We start from the raw sequence: 17,296 nt of genomic DNA, 5'->3' as shown, positions 1-17,296 counted from the left end.
CACTCTCCAGATGACGACCACCGCCGTCACCCACATCGCCAGCCTGGTCACCAATGACCCCTCCATCGGTAACGGGACCCCCCTGGGCCTGATCCAGGACGCGGCCGTCGTCATCGAAGGCGACCGCATCGTCTGGACCGGTGAATCAAGCAAAGCACCCGCCACTGACAACGTCCTCGACGCGGCCGGCCGGGCCATGATCCCGGGCTTCGTCGACTCCCACTCGCACCTGGTCTTCGCGGGCGACCGCACCCAGGAGTTCAACGCCCGGATGTCCGGGCAGCCCTACACCGCCGGCGGCATCCGCACCACGGTCGCCGCCACCCGCGAGGCCTCCGACGAGCAGCTCTCCGCCAACGTCGCCCACTACCTCGCCGAGGCCCTGCGCCAGGGCACCACCACCCTGGAGACCAAGTCCGGCTACGGCCTCACCGTCGAGGACGAGGCCCGCGCCCTGCGCATCGCCTCCCGCCACACCGACGAGGTCACCTACCTCGGCGCCCACGTCGTCTCCCCGGACTACGCCGACGACCCGGCCGGCTACGTCGACCTGGTCACCGGCCCCATGCTGGACGCCTGCGCCCCGCACGCCCGCTGGATCGACGTCTTCTGCGAGCGCGGCGCCTTCGACGGCGACCAGGCCCGCGCCATCCTCACGGCGGGCCGCGCCAAGGGGCTCCACCCCCGCATCCACGCCAACCAGCTGACGTACGGCCCCGGCGTCCAGCTCGCCGTGGAGCTCGACGCCGCGTCCGCAGACCACTGCACCCACCTCACCGACGCGGACGTGGACGCGCTCGGCCAGGGCGACACGGTCGCCACGCTGCTCCCGGGCGCCGAGTTCTCCACCCGGGCCACCTGGCCGGACGCCCGCCGCCTGCTGGACGCCGGGGCCACGGTCGCGCTCTCCACGGACTGCAACCCGGGCTCGTCGTTCACCTCGTCCATGCCGTTCTGCATCGCCCTGGCCGTACGCGACATGGGGATGACGCCCGACGAGGCGGTCTGGTCCGCCACCGCGGGCGGCGCCGCGGCCCTCCGCCGCACCGACATCGGCCGCATCACGCCCGGCGCCCGTGCCGACCTGGTCCTCCTGGACGCCCCGAGCCACGTCCACCTCGCCTACCGGCCGGGTGTCCCGCTGGTCAGCGCGGTGTGGCGGGGCGGGGAGCGGGTGGAGTAGGCGGAGCAGGCGGTACGCGCGGAAGGGCCCGCCCCCGGTACATCGTCGCGAGACGTACGTACCGGGGGCGGGCCCTTCCGCGAGCGCGCGGGCCGCTACTCCTCCAGGGTCAGCCCCTTGCGGAGCTTGACCAGCGTCCGCGAGAGCAGCCGGGACACGTGCATCTGCGAGATGCCCAGCTCCTCCCCGATCTCCGACTGCGTCATGTTGCTGACGAAGCGGAGCGAGAGGATCATGCGGTCCCGCGAGGGAAGCGCGGCGATGAGCGGCTTCAGGGACTCGACGTACTCGATGCCTTCGAGCCCGTGGTCCTCGTAGCCGATGCGGTCCGCGAGGGCGCCTTCGCCGTCGTCCTCCTCCGGCTTGGCGTCCAGCGAGCTCGCGGTGTACGCGTTGCTCGCGGACATGCCCTCGACGACCTCGTCCGGCGTGATGCCGAGGCGCTCGGAGAGCTCCGCCACGGTGGGCGCGCGGTCCAGCTGCTGGGAGAGCTCGTCGCCCGCCTTGGCCAGGTCGAGCCGGAGCTCCTGGAGCCGGCGCGGGACGCGCACGGACCAGCTGGTGTCGCGGAAGAACCGCTTGATCTCACCGACGATGGTCGGCATCGCGAACGTCGGGAACTCGACACCGCGGCTCACCTCGAACCGGTCGATCGCCTTGATCAGGCCGATGGTGCCGACCTGGACGATGTCCTCCATCGGCTCACTGCGCGAGCGGAACCGGGAGGCGGCGAACTTGACGAGCGCGAGGTTGAGCTCGACGAGGGTGTTGCGGACGTACGCGTACTCGTGCGTGCCCTCTTCGAGGGATTCGAGGCGCTCGAAGAGCGTCTTCGACAGGGCCCTGGCGTCCAGGGCTCCTATGTCGGCGTAGTGCGGGATCTCGGGCAGTCCTTCGAGCCCCGTGAAAGGTCCCGTGAAAGGCCCCGTGAAGCCCTCAAGTCCCTCGCCGGAAGATGATTCGGGGGTGGTGCCGGCGCGCGGGCCGGGAACGGCGCTCGCGGCGGGGGAGTCGGAATTGGTCGGTCCCTGAGGACATGCCGACGACGCGTTGGGGGTACGCGCTTCGTCGAGCCGGGGTGACATGGTTCTCCTCCATCGTTCTCGGCATATGGCTGCCGATGCCCATACGTGTTTCCTGCGGTGAAGCGGCGCCTCCAAAGCCGGTCGTCCGGTCATGTTTCGGGTGTCCCTCTACCCTTACCCGGTTCCGGCCAGCAGTTACAAGCTCCAATTGGCCGCATATGTCCGGTTTGTTGAGGTCTTCGACTACCGCGTGGCGAACGAAACGCGTACTGTTTCACGCACGTCGGCGACAGCTCTGCATGTAGCCGCACAGGCAGTGACGCGCATGGTGACGGACGGCGAAGAGGTACTGGGCATGGACCGCGGGACGGTCGGCAGTGCGAACCGGGGTCGGCTTCAGGTCGAGGCCCGGACGGAGGGGCGCAGCGAGGTCGTGACTCCGGTGGGTGAGCTCGACCACCACACCGCCGATCTGCTGCGGGAGCCGCTGGAGAGCGCGATCGATCAAGGGCGGTCGCGCCTGGTGGTCGACTGCTCACGTCTGGACTTCTGCGACTCCACCGGGCTGAACGTGCTGCTCGGTGCGCGCCTCAAGGCGGAAGCGGTCGGAGGAGGGGTCCATCTGGCCGGAATGCTGCCGGTCGTGGCGAGAGTCTTCGAGATCACCGGGGCCGAGGCGGTCTTCACCGTCCACGCCACGCTCGAAGAGGCTCTGCGGACCTAGAGCGGACCTGGATCGGGTACGGCGCACTCCACGTCGTCCCTGATGACGGCCGTGTTGCGCGATCGGCAGCCCGAAGGGGGTGTCGTAGCGGTGCGGCCGGGCAGGAGACACCCCGTCGGCATCCCGCAAAGATCCGACACACTCGGTAACTGATCATTTCTGTTCCATGGCGGCATGGCGACATGGCGAACGACATGGCGAATCGGTGAGGTGAAGCGCTGATGAGCACCACCCGGCAGCATCCGCCGGGCGACCTCGGCCGCGAGCCGGAGGGAGCGGGTCCGGACTCGCCCGCCCCGGCCGAGCGGCAGTGGCGCACGCTCTCACTCGGGCAGGCCAGCGGAATCGTTCCGATGGCCCGTGACTTCGCCCGGCAGGCCCTGCACGACTGGGGATGGCTCCCGGCGTCCAGCGCGGACCGCCGGGCCGCGGCCGAGGACGTGCTGCTGGTCGTCTCCGAGCTCGTGACCAACGCCTGCCTCCACGCGGACGGCCCCGAGGAGCTCCGGATCGGCTGTACGCCCAAGGCGCTGCGCGTCGAGGTCGTCGACCGGGGGGCCGGTCAGCCCGCCCCCCGTACGCCGCACCGCGCCGGCCGTCCCGGCGGTCACGGCATGTTCATCGTGCAGCGGCTCTGCCTGGACTGGGGCGTGCAGCGTACGCCGGAGTCGCCGGGCAAGACCGTCTGGGCGGAGCTCGCCGCGCCCGCGTAACAGGCCAGAGGTATCCCGTACACCGAAGAGCGCGCCGGATCCGGCGCGCTCTTCGTCTTCCCTCCGTCAGGCCCCGGGCGTACCTTGAGCGCCCAATCTGATGTGTCGTCAGTAACGTGCGTCCGTAAGGATCTTGCGGCCGTCGCGGGTGGCGGCGTCCGGCATGAGGGGAACACGAGGTGGCGAACCAGAAGCGGACAGCTCTCGCGCTGACGGCCGCGCTCACGGTCGCGACGGCGGGCTCGGTGGTGCTGATGGCCGCGCCCGCCGCCCACGCCGAGGTCGTGGACGTCAACTACCAGTGCGAGACGCCCATCGGGCCCAAAGAGGCCGTCTCGCCCATCGACATCAAGAGCGTCAAGGAGGGCAGCGGCTACAAGCTCACCATGTCCTTCCAGAAGGGCGTCTCCTCCAGCCCGGTCGAGCTGGGCAAGGGGGCGATGAACCCGAGCGCCGTGATCGAGATCGGCGGCGCGGAGACGGGCAGGGTCCAGGTCTCGGGACCGGCGAACACGGCGGCGATTCCGGCCAACACCCCTATCAAGATCAGTGACTTGTCGGGTACGTACACCCCGAAGAAGAGCGGCAAGGTCACCTTCACCGCCGGGGTGCTCACCATCAAGGCGCTCGGTACGACGACGACCTGCACGCCGAAGAACAGCCCGGGCCCCTCGCTGCAACTGGACGTCCAGGGCGCCGGAGGCTCCACGGGCGGTTCGACGGGTGGCTCCCCGGCTGGCGGTGCCTCCGGTGGGGGCTCCTCCGGCGGCGGCGAACTGCCGAAGACCGGCCCGCTCGACTCGGCGGCGGCGCTCGGCACCCTCGGCGGAACGGTCCTGCTGACCGGAGCGGCCGGAGTGCTCTGGCTGACCCGGCGAGGACAGCGCCCCACGGGCTGAACGCCGGAACCGTCGGCGCGAGGGAGCCGCCCATGCCGTACGTACGTCTGCTCGCCGCCTTGGTGCTGGTGCTGCTCGCCGCTCCTCCGGCGGCGGCCGGGGACGGCTCAGGCTGGACGGTCCGGCCCGCGGGCGGCGGGAGCGGCGGGCGGCCGTACGCCTATCTGGAGGGCACCCCGGAGGCGGTGCTCCAGGACCGGATCTCGGTGACCAACCCGGCTCGCGCCCCGCTGACCGTACGGCTGCGCGGCGACGGCCGGGCCGGGCCCTGGCTCCGGTTCGCGGCAAAGACGGTCACCGTGCCGGCCCGGACCCGCGCCGACGTGCCGTTCACGCTCGCGGTGCCGGTCAACGCGACGCCGGGCGACCTCACGGGAGAGATCGTGGCGGCGGGCGGGGGCGAGGAGAAGCGCGTACCGGTACGGGTACGGGTCGGCGGCCCCACGCTGGCGGCGCTCACCGTGGAGAACGTCGAGGTGGCGGGCCGGACCGTCCGGTACGCCCTGGTCAACCGGGGCAACGTACCTCTGCGGCCGCGGCTGGCCGTGCGCGCGGACGGGGTGTTCGGTGAGCTGCTGGACCGGCCGGCCCGGCCGCTCGGCCTGGAGCTGGCCCCCGGCCGCCGGGTGGAGCTCACCGAACCCTGGTCCGATCCACCGCAGTTGGACTCCGTCACCGTACGGCTGCGGGTCGCCGCGGAGGGCGGGGCGCGGGACGAGGCGGTGGCCTCGGCGGCGTACGTCCCGGTGGCGCCGGTCGCCGGTGGCGGGCTGCTGGTGCTCGGCGCGCTGGCGGTGCTCGGAACCGGCGCGTACCGGCGGCGGCCTACGCGCGGCGGACCGCGACAAGCCGGGGTGGACGACGGTGGCGGCCTGCGACCGGCCGAAGAGGCACGGCCCTTGACGAAGGCGGGAGCGGAATCGTGAAGCGACACCCGGGCAGCGGAAGCCGCGTACCGACAACTCTCCTGCTTCTCCTGGCCGTTCTCCTCGGCCTCGCGGCTCCGACCGTGCAGGCGGCAGAAGACGGCGACCCTTCCGTGACGCTCTCCAAGAAGGAGGCGGGCAAAGGGGGTGAGATCACCGTCAAGGGCGGCGGCTGGCGCTCCGAAGCGTTGCTGATGCTCCTGATCTGCGGCCGGTCCTCGCCGGAGCGGGGCGTGATCGGCGGTACCAACTCCTGTGCCAACGCCGAAGGTCGGGCCGTCACCACCGACCGGAAGGGCGCCTTCACCAAGAGGCTCCTGGTGGCCGAGCCGCCCGTGCCCTGCCCGTGCGTGGTGCACGTCGCCACGGTGACGGGCGAACAGGCCGTGGCCGACGTGGTGTTCACCGTAGCGGGCCATCCCACGGCCCCGCTGCCGCCGCCGGCCGACGACGGCAGACTCGCGGTGCTGGCCACCACCCGGCTGGAGGGCGAGAGTTCGCTGCTCACCTGGTTCGGCGCGCCGCCCGCACGGCAGTTGGTCTTCACCGTCGGGAACCTGGGCACCGCGCCCGTGAAGGACCCCGTCTTCGAGATCGGCACCGCGCACGGCGTCTACGCCCCGCAGTGGGAGGAACGCCAGTGGCGCGGCACGGTCGCTCCCGGCTCCAGGGCGCAGATCGAGCTGCCGGTCGAACTCTCCGCCGGCGCGCACGGCGATTACCAGGTCTCCCTGCGGTACGGGACGAAGGTGCTGGCCGAACAGCCGTGGGGCGTGGGCCGCCCGTGGGGCGTGACGCTCTTCTGGGTGCTGCTCTGCCTGGTCGTCCCGGCCGCGGTCTTCCGTATCGGCATGGCCGTCGTGGACAAGGTCCGCCCGCCCTCCGCCGGGACCTCGGCCCGCCACGCCCACCGCCCGCGAGCACGGCCCACGAGCACCGGTACGGCCGCGCTGCCGTGGTTCACCCAGGACTCCGCACCGCCAGACATCCGGCGTTCCGCACCGTCGGCGAACCCACCACCCACGACGAAGGGACACGTGTGAGGACGCAACGGAGGTTGAGCGCGGCCGGAGTGGCGCTGATGCTCGGCGGCGCGGGCATCGTGCTGGCCGCGGGCCCGGCCCGGGCGGCCGAGGTCAGTTACGCGACGGAGTGCGTTCCGCCGCCCATCTCGGGCCTGCCGCCGGTCCAGGGCACCACGAAGGTGGAGCTGACCGCACCGGCCGAGGCGAAGGTGGGCGACGAGATCGAGGTCGTCTGGAAGACGGTCGAGGCCGCGTCGAGGAACCCGGACGTGCTGGACCTCGGCAAGGACACGGTGAAGCCGACCGGCACGATCACGCTGGGCGGCGCGGCGAGCGGCGAACTGAAACTGGAGGGCCCGCGGCAGAACCCGCCCATCCCCAAGAACAGCCCCATGCTGCTGCCCGACATGACGGCGAAGCTCAAGCTGGAGAAGGCCGGCGAGATCACGCTGACCCCGGGCGCGTACAGCATCAACGTCTCGAAGCCGATCTCCACGGACACCAAGTGCGCTCCGAAGGAGACGGTCCGGCCGGGCGCCACGATCAAGGTGACGGAGGCGGGCTCCACGACCGGCGGCACCACATCCGCGGGAGGCACGGACTCCGGCGGTGCGACGACGGGTGGCACGACGTCGGGTGGCACGACGTCCGGCGGTACGGCGACCGGTGGCACGACCGCCGGAGGCACCACGACGGGCGGCACGACCACCGGCGGCACCACATCCGGCGGCTCCACCGGCGGCACCGGCGGCGAAACCGACTTCCCCGGCAAGGAGGTCTCCGTCGCCTACGCCTGCAAGACCCCCATCGGCGACAAGAACGCCACCTCCCCGGTCCGTATCAGCGCCAGGAAGAACGGCGGCGCGTACGACCTCACGGTCACATTCAGCAAGTCCGTCATGGACAGCCCGATCGACATCCCGGCCGGCCAGGTCAAGCCGTCCATGGAGGTCGAGCTCGGCGGTGCCGACCAGGGCACGGTCACCGTCGAGGGGCCGCTGAACAAGGAGGTCATCAAGACCGGCGCCCCGATCGAGATCCCGGACCTCACCGGCACGTACAAGCCCGGCGCGAGCGGGAGGTCCACGCTCAGCCCGGGCGTCCTGACGGTGATGGCCGCCGGTACGACGACGACCTGCACCCCGCCCGCCGATGTCGCGGTCTCCCTGGAACTGGACACCTCGGCCCAGCCGGGCGGCGCGTCCGGATCCTCGGGCTCCGGCGGCGGCACGGCCGGCTCCGGCGGAGCGGCGGCCTCCGGCGGCGGTACGGACTCGGGCGGCGGCCTCGCGGCCACCGGCGCAGAGGACGACGGCGCCCTGCGCGCGCTCGGCCTGGTCGCGGGCACGGCGATCCTGCTGGGCGGCGCGGTCTTCACGTTCACCCCGTGGCGGCGGCTGCGCGGTACGCGCTGAGCCACCAGCACGGACGCGGAGGGCCGTCGCACCGGAACACTCCGGTGCGACGGCCCTCCGTCGCGTACCGCTACCGGCCCTGCGTCCTCAGCGGACGTCGCCCATGAGCTGCTTGACCTTGCCGCGGTACATGAAGATCGCGATACCGGCGGCCACGGCGAGCGTCGCCTCCAGGGCCACCACTCCGGTGCCGTTGAGCCCCACACCGGCCAGCGAGAGCAGGCCCGTGGTGCAGTCACCGGCGGTGACGGCGAGGAACCAGACACCCATCATCTGGCTCGCGTACTTCGCCGGGGCCATCTTGGTCGTGACCGACAGCCCGACCGGCGAGAGCGTCAGCTCGGCGACGGTCTGGATGAAGTAGATCGCGACCAGCCACATCGCGGCGGCCTTGTGACCGTCGCCCGCGATGGTCAGCGGCATCAGGAAGACGAAGAACGAGGCACCGACCAGGACCAGACCGGAGCTGAACTTCACGATCGTGCTCGGCTCCTTGCCGCGGCGGTTCAGCGCCAGCCAGAAGGCGGCGAAGACCGGCGCGAGCGCCATGATCAGGATCGGGTTGACCGACTGGTACCAGGAGACCGGGAAGTCCCAGCCGAAGACGCTGTTGTCGGCCGAGGACTCGGCGAAGATCGCCAGCGTCGAGCCGCCCTGGTCGTAGATCATCCAGAAGATCGCGGCGGCCACGAAGAACCAGATGTAGCCGGACATCTTCGACTGCTCGGCGTCGCTGAGCTCCTTGTCGCGCTTGATGCGGACCAGGACCATCACCGGTATGACGAGACCGGCGATGGTGATCGGGACCAGCAGCCAGTTCAGCGTGTAGACGCCGGTGACGACCGTGCCGATGTAGAAGACGGCCGCGATGCCGAGCCAGATCATCGACTTGCGCAGCGTCGAGGCGCGCTCGTCCTTGGAGAGCGGCTTCGGGACGATCATGCTCTTCTCGTCCAGGTGGCGGGTGCCGAGCAGGAACTGGAGCACACCGAGGCCCATGCCGAGCGCGGCGAGGGCGAAGCCGAGGTGCCAGTTGACGTTCTCACCGACGGTGCCGATCACCAGGGGCGCGGCGAAGGCACCCATGTTGATGCCCATGTAGAAGATGGTGAAGCCACCGTCGCGGCGCGGGTCGTCCGGGCCGTCGTAGAGGTGGCCGACCATGGTCGAGATGTTGGACTTCAGCAGACCCGATCCGATGGCCACGAGGCCCAGACCGCCGAAGAACGTGCCCTCCCAGGGCAGGGCCAGCACCAGGTGCCCGGCCATGATGACCCCGCCGGCGATGGCGACGGTCTTGCGCGGGCCCCAGACCCGGTCGCCGAACCAGCCGCCGGGCATGGCGAGCAGGTACACCAGCGACAGGTAGACCGAGTAGATCGCGGTCGCCGTGGCGGGGTTCATGTCGAGCCCGCCGGGCGCGATCAGGTAGAGCGGGAGCAGTGCCCTCATGCCGTAGTAGCTGAAGCGCTCCCACATCTCCGTCATGAAGAGTGTGGCCAGGCCGCGGGGGTGGCCGAAGAAGGTCTTCTCGCCGGAACTGGCCGAGTCCTTCGTCAGGCTGGACGCCATGGTCGATCCTTGCTGGTCGGGACGCGCGCTCGCCTCGTGAGCGGTGCGCGCCCGGTGGGGGGTAGCCGGCACCGGCGCGGCCGCACCCCGTCCCCACGCCTGAGGGGGACTCACCCCGGGGCCGGGCTCCGGTTCCGGGGCGTTCGGCGGCGGGGCGGGGAAGTGCCGCGTCGGGATCCACGCCCGGTGCGCGTTCTCTCGCTCCGGGCCCGGCTCACAGGTCATTCACTCGGTACGGGCCGGCGTGAACCGGCCCAGCACACAGAAGAGACCCTTGGCGCTCATGGCGGCCCAAAGGTCCTCTCTGTAGTGCAACAGGCGCCGGGACACCATACGACATGACACAGCGGGATATGGAAGGACTTGAGACATGGATCACAGGTAAGAGTGGAACCGGGCTCCCATATTCAAAGGTCCATTACCGAATTTTGACCATGACTCGCAGGTCGTGGCGAGAGCCTCACCCCGGACGTCCCGGCCGGACTACCATCAGTCCATGACCCGTGTACTGCTCGCCGAGGACGACGCATCCATCTCGGAGCCGCTGGCCCGCGCCCTGCGTCGGGAGGGTTACGAGGTCGAAGTCCGCCAGGACGGCCCGACGGCGCTCGACGCCGGACTCCAGGGCGGCATCGATCTCGTGGTCCTCGACCTCGGGCTGCCCGGGATGGACGGCCTCGAAGTCGCCCGCCGCCTCCGCGCCGACGGCCACACCGTGCCGATCCTGGTGCTGACGGCCCGCGCCGACGAGGTCGACACGGTGGTCGGCCTGGACGCCGGCGCCGACGACTACGTCACCAAGCCGTTCCGCCTCGCCGAGCTCCTCGCCCGGGTCCGCGCCCTGCTCCGCCGCGGCGCCACCGAGCCCGTCGCCCAGCCGGCCACCCACGGCGTCCGGATCGACGTCGAGTCGCACCGGGCCTGGATGGGCGAGGAGGAACTCCAGCTCACCGCCAAGGAGTTCGACCTCCTGCGGGTCCTCGTCCGGGACGCCGGCCGGGTCGTCACCCGCGACCAGCTGATGCGCGAGGTCTGGGACACCACCTGGTGGTCCTCCACCAAGACGCTCGACATGCACATCTCCTGGCTCCGCAAGAAGCTCGGCGACGACGCGGCCAATCCCCGTTACATCGCCACGGTCCGGGGCGTCGGCTTCCGGTTCGAGAAGAGCTGACGTACGAAGCCCCTATGCACCTCGATGACGCGGAACAGCGGAAGAAGCGGCGGCCATGCGCCGCCGCCTGATCAACTCCACGCTGGCCGTGGTCCTCGTGGTGATCGCCGTCTTCGGCGTCTCCCTCGTCATCGTGGAGACGCGCACCATCAGCGCCAGCGCCCAGGAGAGCGTCGAATCCGAGGCGCTGCGGCTGATCAGCGTGGTCGACAGCCGGCTGCTCGGCGACGAGGTGATCAACTCCGGCGTGCTGTCCGAGCAGATCGACCCCAACCGGTTCGCGCTGATCGAGATCCCGGGCCGGGCCCCGATCGCCGTCGGCGAGCGCCCCACCGGCAGTGTCCTGCGCGCCACCGAGACCGGTGAGCAGGGCGACAAGGTCACCGTCGAGGAGTCCCGCTCGTCCGTCACCCGCGAGGTCGGGCGCACGCTCCTGATCATCGGCGCGGTGGCGCTGCTCGCGATCATCTCGGCCGTGCTCCTCGCCGTACGCCAGGCCAACCGGCTCGCCTCCCCGCTCACCGACCTCGCCGAGACCGCCGAACGCCTGGGCTCCGGCGACCCGCGCCCGCGCCACAAGCGGTACGGCGTGCCGGAGCTGGACCGGGTCGCCGACGTCCTGGACTCCTCCGCCGAGCGGATCGCCCGGATGCTGACCGCTGAACGCCGCCTCGCCGCCGACGCCTCGCACCAGCTCCGTACGCCGCTCACCGCGCTCTCCATGCGGCTGGAGGAGATCTCGGTGACCGACGACCCGGAGACGGTGAAGGAGGAGGCGAACATCGCCCTGACCCAGGTCGAGCGCCTCACCGACGTCGTCGAGCGGCTGCTGACCAACTCCCGCGACCCGCGCACCGGCTCCGCCGTCGTCTTCGACCTGGACGAGGTCATCAAGCAGCAGATCGAGGAGTGGCGCCCCGCCTACCGCTCCACCGGCCGCGCGCTGGTCTGCTCGGGCAAGCACGGTCTGCAGGCGGTCGGCACCCCGGGCGCGGTCGCCCAGGTCCTGGCGGCGCTGATCGAGAACTCGCTGATGCACGGCGGCGGCACCGTCGCGCTCCGCACCCGTGTCACCGGCAACCAGGTCGTCATCGAGGTCACCGACGAGGGCCCCGGCGTCCCGGCCGAGCTGGGCGCGCGGATCTTCGAGCGGACGATCAGCGGCCGCAACTCCACCGGCATCGGCCTGGCCGTCGCCCGGGATCTCGCGGAGGCGGACGGCGGCCGGCTCGAACTGCTCCAGCAGCACCCGGCGGTCTTCGCGCTCTTCCTCAGCCGCATCCCGCTGGACCGCAGGGACCCGGAACGCCCGGTGCGCTGAGCCGGGGCGTACCGGGAGGCGTCAGTTCCGTACGGGGTCGGGCTCTACGGTCTCCGACGACCGCCGCTGCTCCAGAAACCGCTCCGCGGGGAGCGCGGCCTCCTCGTCGGCCGGGGGCTCCGCGGGAAGGGCCTTGAAGACCCACGTCCGGTAGGACCAGAAGCGGAACAGGGTCGCGATCCCGATGCCGAGGATCTTGAAGAAGTTGCTCTGGACCGGGGTGTTCCAGTGGAAGCCGTACGTCGCCAGGTACAGCACGCCGTTCTCGATCACCGCACCCGCCACGCTGAACAGCAGGAACAGGGTCAGCTCACGGGTCCGGCGGCTCTTGTCCCGGTCCCGGTAGGTCCAGTAGCGGAAGCCCACGTAGTTGCAGAGGATGGCGACGAAGGTCGCCAGCACGCTCGCCCGGACGACCTGGAGATCCGTGGTGTGCCGGAGCAGGTTGAAGACGGCGATGTTGACCAGCAGCCCCACCGCACCGACCGCGCCGAACTTGGCGACCTCCCGGGCCAGCAGATCAAGCCGGGTCCGCAGTGCGCCCCGTTCGCTCATGGTGATCGCTCAGTCCGTCCGTTCGAGGGCGTCGACGGTTCCGTCAACTCCGCCATGCTAACCAGCCCTCCCGTGTGACGGGCCGGGGACGGCCGGGAGCCCGCCGGAGGCGGCACCCGGACGGCGTCCCGGCCGCCCCGGCGCGCCCGATACCCTGGGGGTGTGACGTTCCCGGTAGTCGGCATGGTCGGCGGCGGTCAGCTCGCCCGTATGACCCACGAGGCGGGTATCCCCCTCGGCCTGAAATTCAAGCTTCTCAGTGACACGCCCCAGGACTCGGCGGCCCAGGTGGTCAGCGAGGTCGTCATCGGCGACTATCGCGACCTGGACACGCTGCGCGCCTTCGCGCAGGGCTGCGACGTGATCACCTTCGACCACGAGCACGTGCCCACCGAGCACCTGCGGGCCCTGGAGGCGGACGGCATCCCCGTCCGTCCCGGCCCCGATGCCCTGGTGCACGCGCAGGACAAGGGGGTGATGCGCGCCAAGCTCGCGGAGATCGGCGCGCCCTGTCCCCGCAACCGCATCGTCAGCGACCCGGCCGACGCCGCCGCGTTCGCCGAGGAGGCCGGCGGCTTCCCCGTCATCCTCAAGACCGTGCGCGGCGGATACGACGGCAAGGGCGTGTGGGTGGTCCGCTCCGAGGCGGACGCGGCCGATCCGTTCCGCGCCGGGGTCCCGGTCCTGGCGGAGGAGAAGGTCGACTTCGTACGGGAGCTGGCGGCCAACATCGTCCGCTCGCCGCACGGCCAGGCCGTCGCCTACCCGGTCGTCGAGTCCGTCCAGGTCGACGGGGTCTGCGACACGGTGATCGCTCCGGCACCCGACCTGCCCGAGGAGCTGGCGGGCGAGGCCCAGCAGCTGGCGCTCCGCATCGCCGCCGAGCTGGGCGTCGTCGGCCACCTGGCCGTCGAGCTGTTCGAGACCCGCGACGGCCGGATCCTGGTCAACGAGCTGGCCATGCGCCCGCACAACTCCGGCCACTGGACCATGGACGGCGCGATCACCTCGCAGTTCGCCAACCACGTCCGGGCGGTCCTCGACCTCCCCCTCGGCGACCCGCGCCCGCGCGCCCCCTGGACGGTCATGTGCAACGTCCTGGGCGGCGACTACCCGGACATGTACCAGGCGTACCTGCACTGCATGGCCCGCGACCCGCAGCTCAAGATCCACATGTACGGCAAGGACGTGAAGCCCGGCCGCAAGGTCGGCCACGTCAACACCTACGGCGACGACCTGGCGGACGTGCGGGAGCGCGCCCGGCACGCGGCCGACTACCTGCGAGGAACGATCACCGAATGACTTCCCCCTCCGCCGCCCCTCTCGTCGGCGTCGTCATGGGCTCGGACTCCGACTGGCCCGTCATGGAGGCGGCCGCCAAGGCGCTCGACGAGTTCGAGATCCCGTACGAGGTCGACGTCGTCTCCGCCCACCGCATGCCGCGCGAGATGATCGCGTACGGCGAGGAGGCCGCGGGCCGTGGCCTGAAGGCGATCATCGCGGGCGCGGGCGGAGCGGCCCATCTCCCCGGCATGCTGGCCTCGGTCACGCCGCTGCCGGTCATCGGGGTTCCGGTGCCGCTGAAGTACCTGGACGGCATGGACAGCCTGCTCTCCATCGTCCAGATGCCGGCCGGGGTCCCCGTCGCCACCGTCTCGGTCGGCGGCGCGCGCAACGCGGGCCTGCTGGCCGCCCGCATCCTGGCCACCCAGGACGCCGCCCTCCAGGAGCGGATGCAGGAGTTCCTCTCGGAGCTGAACGCCCAAGCCACGGAGAAGGGCAAGCGGCTGCGCTCCAAGGTCCAGGGCTCGGACTCCTTCGGCTTCGGAAAGTAGGGGCGGCTTTCATGGACCATCTCGCCCGCGCCCACGAGCTCCTCGCCGCCCACCCGATCGTCGACGGCCACAACGACCTCCCCTGGGCCCTGCGCGAGCAGGTCGGCTACGACCTGGACGCCCGGGACATCGCCGCCGACCAGCGCGGCCTGCTCCACACCGACCTGGCCCGGCTGCGGGCCGGCGGGGTCGGCGGCCAGTTCTGGTCGGTGTACGTGCGCACCGACCTGACCGGCGACGCGGCGGTCAGCGCCACGCTGGAACAGATCGACGTCGTCGCCGAGCTGATCGCCCGCTACCCGGCCCACCTGCGGCGCGCACTCACCGCCGACGACCTGGAGAAGGCCCGCGCCGAAGGCCGGATCGCCTCCCTGATGGGCGCCGAGGGCGGCCACTCCATCAACAACTCGCTGGGCACCCTGCGCGCCCTGTACGAGCTGGGCGTCCGCTACCTGACGCTCACCCACAACGACAACATCGACTGGGCCGACAGCGCCACCGACCTGCGCCGCCTCGGCGGCCTCTCGGCCTTCGGCCACGAGGTCGTCCGCGAGATGAACCGCATCGGCATGCTGGTCGACCTCAGCCACGTGGCGGACGGCGTCATGCGGGACGCGATCGCCACCAGCACCGCGCCGGTGATCTTCTCGCACTCCTCGGCCCGCGCCGTCTGCGACCACCCGCGCAACATCCCCGACGACGTGCTCGCGGCGCTCCCGGCCACCGGCGGGGTCGCGATGGCGACGTTCGTCCCGAAGTTCGTGCTGCCCGCCGCCGTCGCCTGGACCCAGGCCGCCGACCGCAACATGCGCGAGCACGGCCTGCACCACCTGGACACCACCCCGCAGGCGATGCGCATCCACGAAGACTTCGAGGCGGCCAACCCCCGCCCGCAGGCCACCGTGGCCACCATCGCCGACCACCTGGACCACATGCGCGCGGTCGCGGGCCTCGACCACATCGGCATCGGCGGCGACTACGACGGCACGGCCTTCACGCCGTACGGCCTGGAGGACGTCTCCGGCTACCCGAACCTGATCGCCGAGCTGCTCCGCCGTCACTGGTCCGAGGGCGACCTCGCGAAGCTGACCTGGCAGAACGCCGTACGGGTGCTGCGCGACGCGGAAGCCGTGGCCCGCGACGAGCAGTCCACGCGCGGCCCGTCCCACGCGACGATCGAGGAGCTGGACGGACAGCGCCCGCGTTAGGGCGTGGCGGCGAACGGGCCCTCCGGGCCGAAGGCGTACGCCCCGAAGCGCTCGCCCATCCGGCGGTGGGCGGCCGGGCCCGGGTGGAGCCGGTCGGGCAGCGGCAGCTCGGCGGAGTCGGCCTCGCCGTACAGGGTGCGGCCGTCCAGATAGTGCAGGGCCGGGTCCTCGGCCGCCCGCTCCGCCACGATCCGGGCGAGCTCCTCCCGTACGGTCCGCAGGGTCAGCTTCCCGAGAGCCGCCTCCGCCGGGTCACCCAGCGCCGCGAACTCCACCCGCCCGTCCGCGATGTCCGGCGCGGCGGGCCCGGGGGTGTCCTCCTGGGCCGGGCAGAGGATCGGCGAGACCACCAGCAGGGGCGTGGCGGGGTGGCCCTCGCGGATGGTGTCGAGGAACCCGTGCACGGCCGGACCGAAGGCGCGCAGCCGCATCAGGTCGTGGTTCACGACGTTGATGCCGATCTTGATGCTGAGCAGGTCGGCGGGGGTGTCCCGCAGGGCGCGCGCGGTGAACGGATCGAGCAGGGCGCTGCCGCCGAGCCCCAGATTGATCAGCTCCACGCCTCCCGCCGCGGCCGCCAGCGCGGGCCAGGCGGTGGCGGAGCTCTCGGCGGCCGACCCCTGGCTGATCGAACTCCCGTGGTGCAGCCACACCCGCCGCCCGCCCGGCTCCACGGCCGAGACGGGCGCATCGGTGCGCAGGGCCATCAGCTCGGTGGTCTCGCTGTACGGCAGCCAGATCTCGACGTCCTTCTCCCGCCCGGCCAGCCCGTCGAACCGGACCGTACCGATCCGCCCCGGGAACGTCTCCTGGGACCCGTCGCTCAGGTCCACCACCACCAGATCACCGCCGCCCGCCGTGGCCCGCCCGGCCGGCTCACCGTCGACGTGCAGGTCGTACGCGCCGTCCGGACGGGGCGGGACGCCGCGGTAGCCGACGACCGTACGCAGGACGTCCAGCTCGACGGCGGTGGCCCGGGTGCGGAACACCACCCGTACGCCGGAGGGCTGCGACTCGGCCTGGGCCACCTGCGGGTCGCCGCCGGACTGGGCCCGGGCGCGGGCGGGCAGCCGGTGCGGGAGGAGGCCGCCGCGCGCGGTGCGCTCCAGGTCGAGCGCGCCGCGCACGAGGTCGTCGGTGAGAGGAGTGGCGGTCAGCCCGGGGGAGTGGTCCATGGTCTCCAGCCTGTCCACCAAGGCGCGATCCAGCAGGTGCGGAGACAGCCGGCAGACGCGGCGATCGCGGACGGACGCGCAGCGGCAGCTGACAGACGCGGCGACCGCTAACAGGCGCAGAGGCAGAACGGATGCCCGGCCGGATCGGCGTACACCCGGAAGGGCCGCTCCCGGTCCTCCGTGTCCAGCGGCCGCGCCCCCAGCGCCAGCACCTCCCGCTCGGCCGCGTCCAGATCCTCCACGGTCAGGTCCAGGTGGAACTGCTGGGAGCCGTCGGTCCGGGGCCACCGCGGCGGTACGAAGCCGGGCGCGGCCTGGAACGCGAGCGGTGTGCCCGGGGCGTCCACGAGGTTGACCCAGCGACTTTCGCTGTCGCCCTTGACGGTGCCGCCGATGATCGCGGCGTAGAAGCGGGCGAGCGCGAGCGGGTCGGGGCAGTCCAGTACGACGGCGCCGAGTGTGGCGATGGGCATGACGGATACCTCCCGGTACATACCGCCTTGTTGCGGCACGGAGAGACGCCTACCCCGTACCGCCGCCGGGAGT

General features: G+C 71.6%; 17 protein-coding genes. 12 read left to right on the top strand and 5 right to left on the bottom strand.

Annotation, left to right across the window (positions count from 1 at the left end):
* The first annotated feature begins 10 nt into the window (after window positions 1-10).
* Entirely contained in the window at window positions 11-1,183 is a 1,173-nt protein-coding gene (gene hutI / locus ACIRR8_RS24875; RefSeq protein WP_404068733.1) for an imidazolonepropionase, read from the top strand.
* A 95-nt stretch (window positions 1,184-1,278) separates the two neighbouring features.
* Here hutI and ACIRR8_RS24870 read toward each other — a convergent pair whose 3' ends face one another.
* Window positions 1,279-2,268, bottom strand: a complete 990-nt coding sequence (locus ACIRR8_RS24870; protein ID WP_404068730.1) for an RNA polymerase sigma factor SigF — start codon at window positions 2,266-2,268, stop codon at window positions 1,279-1,281.
* A gap of 295 nt (window positions 2,269-2,563) precedes the next feature.
* Here ACIRR8_RS24870 and ACIRR8_RS24865 point away from each other — a divergent pair, with 295 nt between their 5' ends.
* The 6 genes from ACIRR8_RS24865 to ACIRR8_RS24840 all read left to right on the top strand — a co-directional run bounded on the left by ACIRR8_RS24865 (window position 2,564) and on the right by ACIRR8_RS24840 (window position 7,910).
* The gene (locus ACIRR8_RS24865; RefSeq protein WP_404068727.1) at window positions 2,564-2,932 is read left to right on the top strand and encodes an STAS domain-containing protein; all 369 of its coding nucleotides are present in this window, start codon (window positions 2,564-2,566) and stop codon (window positions 2,930-2,932) included.
* Window positions 2,933-3,153: 221 nt separating this feature from the next.
* On the top strand, window positions 3,154-3,645 hold the full coding sequence (locus tag ACIRR8_RS24860; protein ID WP_404068724.1) for an ATP-binding protein: 492 nt from the start codon (window positions 3,154-3,156) through the stop codon (window positions 3,643-3,645).
* 179 nt (window positions 3,646-3,824) lie between these two features.
* Window positions 3,825-4,544: a peptidase gene (locus ACIRR8_RS24855; protein WP_404068720.1), complete on the top strand. Its 720-nt coding sequence runs from the start codon at window positions 3,825-3,827 to the stop codon at window positions 4,542-4,544.
* Window positions 4,545-4,576: 32 nt separating this feature from the next.
* Window positions 4,577-5,470, top strand: coding sequence for a hypothetical protein (locus ACIRR8_RS24850; RefSeq protein ID WP_404068717.1), 894 nt, complete (start codon window positions 4,577-4,579; stop codon window positions 5,468-5,470).
* Window positions 5,467-6,513, top strand: coding sequence for a hypothetical protein (locus tag ACIRR8_RS24845; RefSeq protein WP_404068714.1), 1,047 nt, complete (start codon window positions 5,467-5,469; stop codon window positions 6,511-6,513). The genes ACIRR8_RS24850 and ACIRR8_RS24845 overlap by 4 nt, the downstream gene beginning before the upstream one ends.
* A gap of 38 nt (window positions 6,514-6,551) precedes the next feature.
* Window positions 6,552-7,910 (top strand): hypothetical protein, encoded by a 1,359-nt coding sequence (locus ACIRR8_RS24840; protein WP_404069420.1) that lies wholly within the window; start codon window positions 6,552-6,554, stop codon window positions 7,908-7,910.
* Window positions 7,911-7,997: 87 nt separating this feature from the next.
* Here the strand turns inward: ACIRR8_RS24840 and ACIRR8_RS24835 are convergent, their stop codons facing one another.
* Window positions 7,998-9,482: an oligopeptide:H+ symporter gene (locus tag ACIRR8_RS24835; protein ID WP_404068712.1), complete on the bottom strand. Its 1,485-nt coding sequence runs from the start codon at window positions 9,480-9,482 to the stop codon at window positions 7,998-8,000.
* A 496-nt stretch (window positions 9,483-9,978) separates the two neighbouring features.
* Here ACIRR8_RS24835 and ACIRR8_RS24830 point away from each other — a divergent pair, with 496 nt between their 5' ends.
* Both ACIRR8_RS24830 and ACIRR8_RS24825 read left to right on the top strand, forming a co-directional pair.
* The gene (locus ACIRR8_RS24830) at window positions 9,979-10,656 is read left to right on the top strand and encodes a response regulator transcription factor (protein WP_404068710.1); all 678 of its coding nucleotides are present in this window, start codon (window positions 9,979-9,981) and stop codon (window positions 10,654-10,656) included.
* Between the two features lie 55 nt (window positions 10,657-10,711).
* Window positions 10,712-11,977, top strand: a complete 1,266-nt coding sequence (locus ACIRR8_RS24825) for an ATP-binding protein (protein ID WP_404068708.1) — start codon at window positions 10,712-10,714, stop codon at window positions 11,975-11,977.
* A 21-nt stretch (window positions 11,978-11,998) separates the two neighbouring features.
* Here the strand turns inward: ACIRR8_RS24825 and ACIRR8_RS24820 are convergent, their stop codons facing one another.
* Window positions 11,999-12,532, bottom strand: a complete 534-nt coding sequence (locus ACIRR8_RS24820; RefSeq protein ID WP_404068705.1) for a GtrA family protein — start codon at window positions 12,530-12,532, stop codon at window positions 11,999-12,001.
* A gap of 162 nt (window positions 12,533-12,694) precedes the next feature.
* Here ACIRR8_RS24820 and ACIRR8_RS24815 point away from each other — a divergent pair, with 162 nt between their 5' ends.
* From ACIRR8_RS24815 to ACIRR8_RS24805, 3 genes are read left to right on the top strand one after another with little or no spacing between them, the layout of a single operon-like run.
* Window positions 12,695-13,834 (top strand): 5-(carboxyamino)imidazole ribonucleotide synthase, encoded by a 1,140-nt coding sequence (locus ACIRR8_RS24815; RefSeq protein WP_404068702.1) that lies wholly within the window; start codon window positions 12,695-12,697, stop codon window positions 13,832-13,834.
* Entirely contained in the window at window positions 13,831-14,367 is a 537-nt protein-coding gene (purE, locus tag ACIRR8_RS24810; RefSeq protein ID WP_404068699.1) for a 5-(carboxyamino)imidazole ribonucleotide mutase, read from the top strand. Before ACIRR8_RS24815 ends, purE begins: the two co-directional genes overlap by 4 nt.
* Window positions 14,368-14,378: 11 nt before the next feature.
* Window positions 14,379-15,575, top strand: coding sequence for a dipeptidase (locus ACIRR8_RS24805; RefSeq protein WP_404068696.1), 1,197 nt, complete (start codon window positions 14,379-14,381; stop codon window positions 15,573-15,575).
* On the opposite strand, the gene ACIRR8_RS24800 is transcribed toward ACIRR8_RS24805, so the two are convergent.
* Both ACIRR8_RS24800 and ACIRR8_RS24795 read right to left on the bottom strand, forming a co-directional pair.
* Window positions 15,572-16,750, bottom strand: coding sequence for a GDSL-type esterase/lipase family protein (locus ACIRR8_RS24800; RefSeq protein ID WP_404068693.1), 1,179 nt, complete (start codon window positions 16,748-16,750; stop codon window positions 15,572-15,574). The two genes, ACIRR8_RS24805 and ACIRR8_RS24800, sit on opposite strands and share 4 nt — an antisense overlap.
* A 107-nt stretch (window positions 16,751-16,857) precedes the next feature.
* Window positions 16,858-17,223 (bottom strand): VOC family protein, encoded by a 366-nt coding sequence (locus ACIRR8_RS24795; protein WP_404068690.1) that lies wholly within the window; start codon window positions 17,221-17,223, stop codon window positions 16,858-16,860.
* Window positions 17,224-17,296: the final 73 nt, after the last annotated feature.

Origin of the sequence: Streptomyces sp. NPDC101178, from assembly GCF_044767965.1 — a bacterium.
Taxonomy (GTDB): Bacteria; Actinomycetota; Actinomycetes; order Streptomycetales; family Streptomycetaceae; genus Streptomyces.
This window is presented reverse-complemented; position numbering and strand designations above follow the sequence as displayed.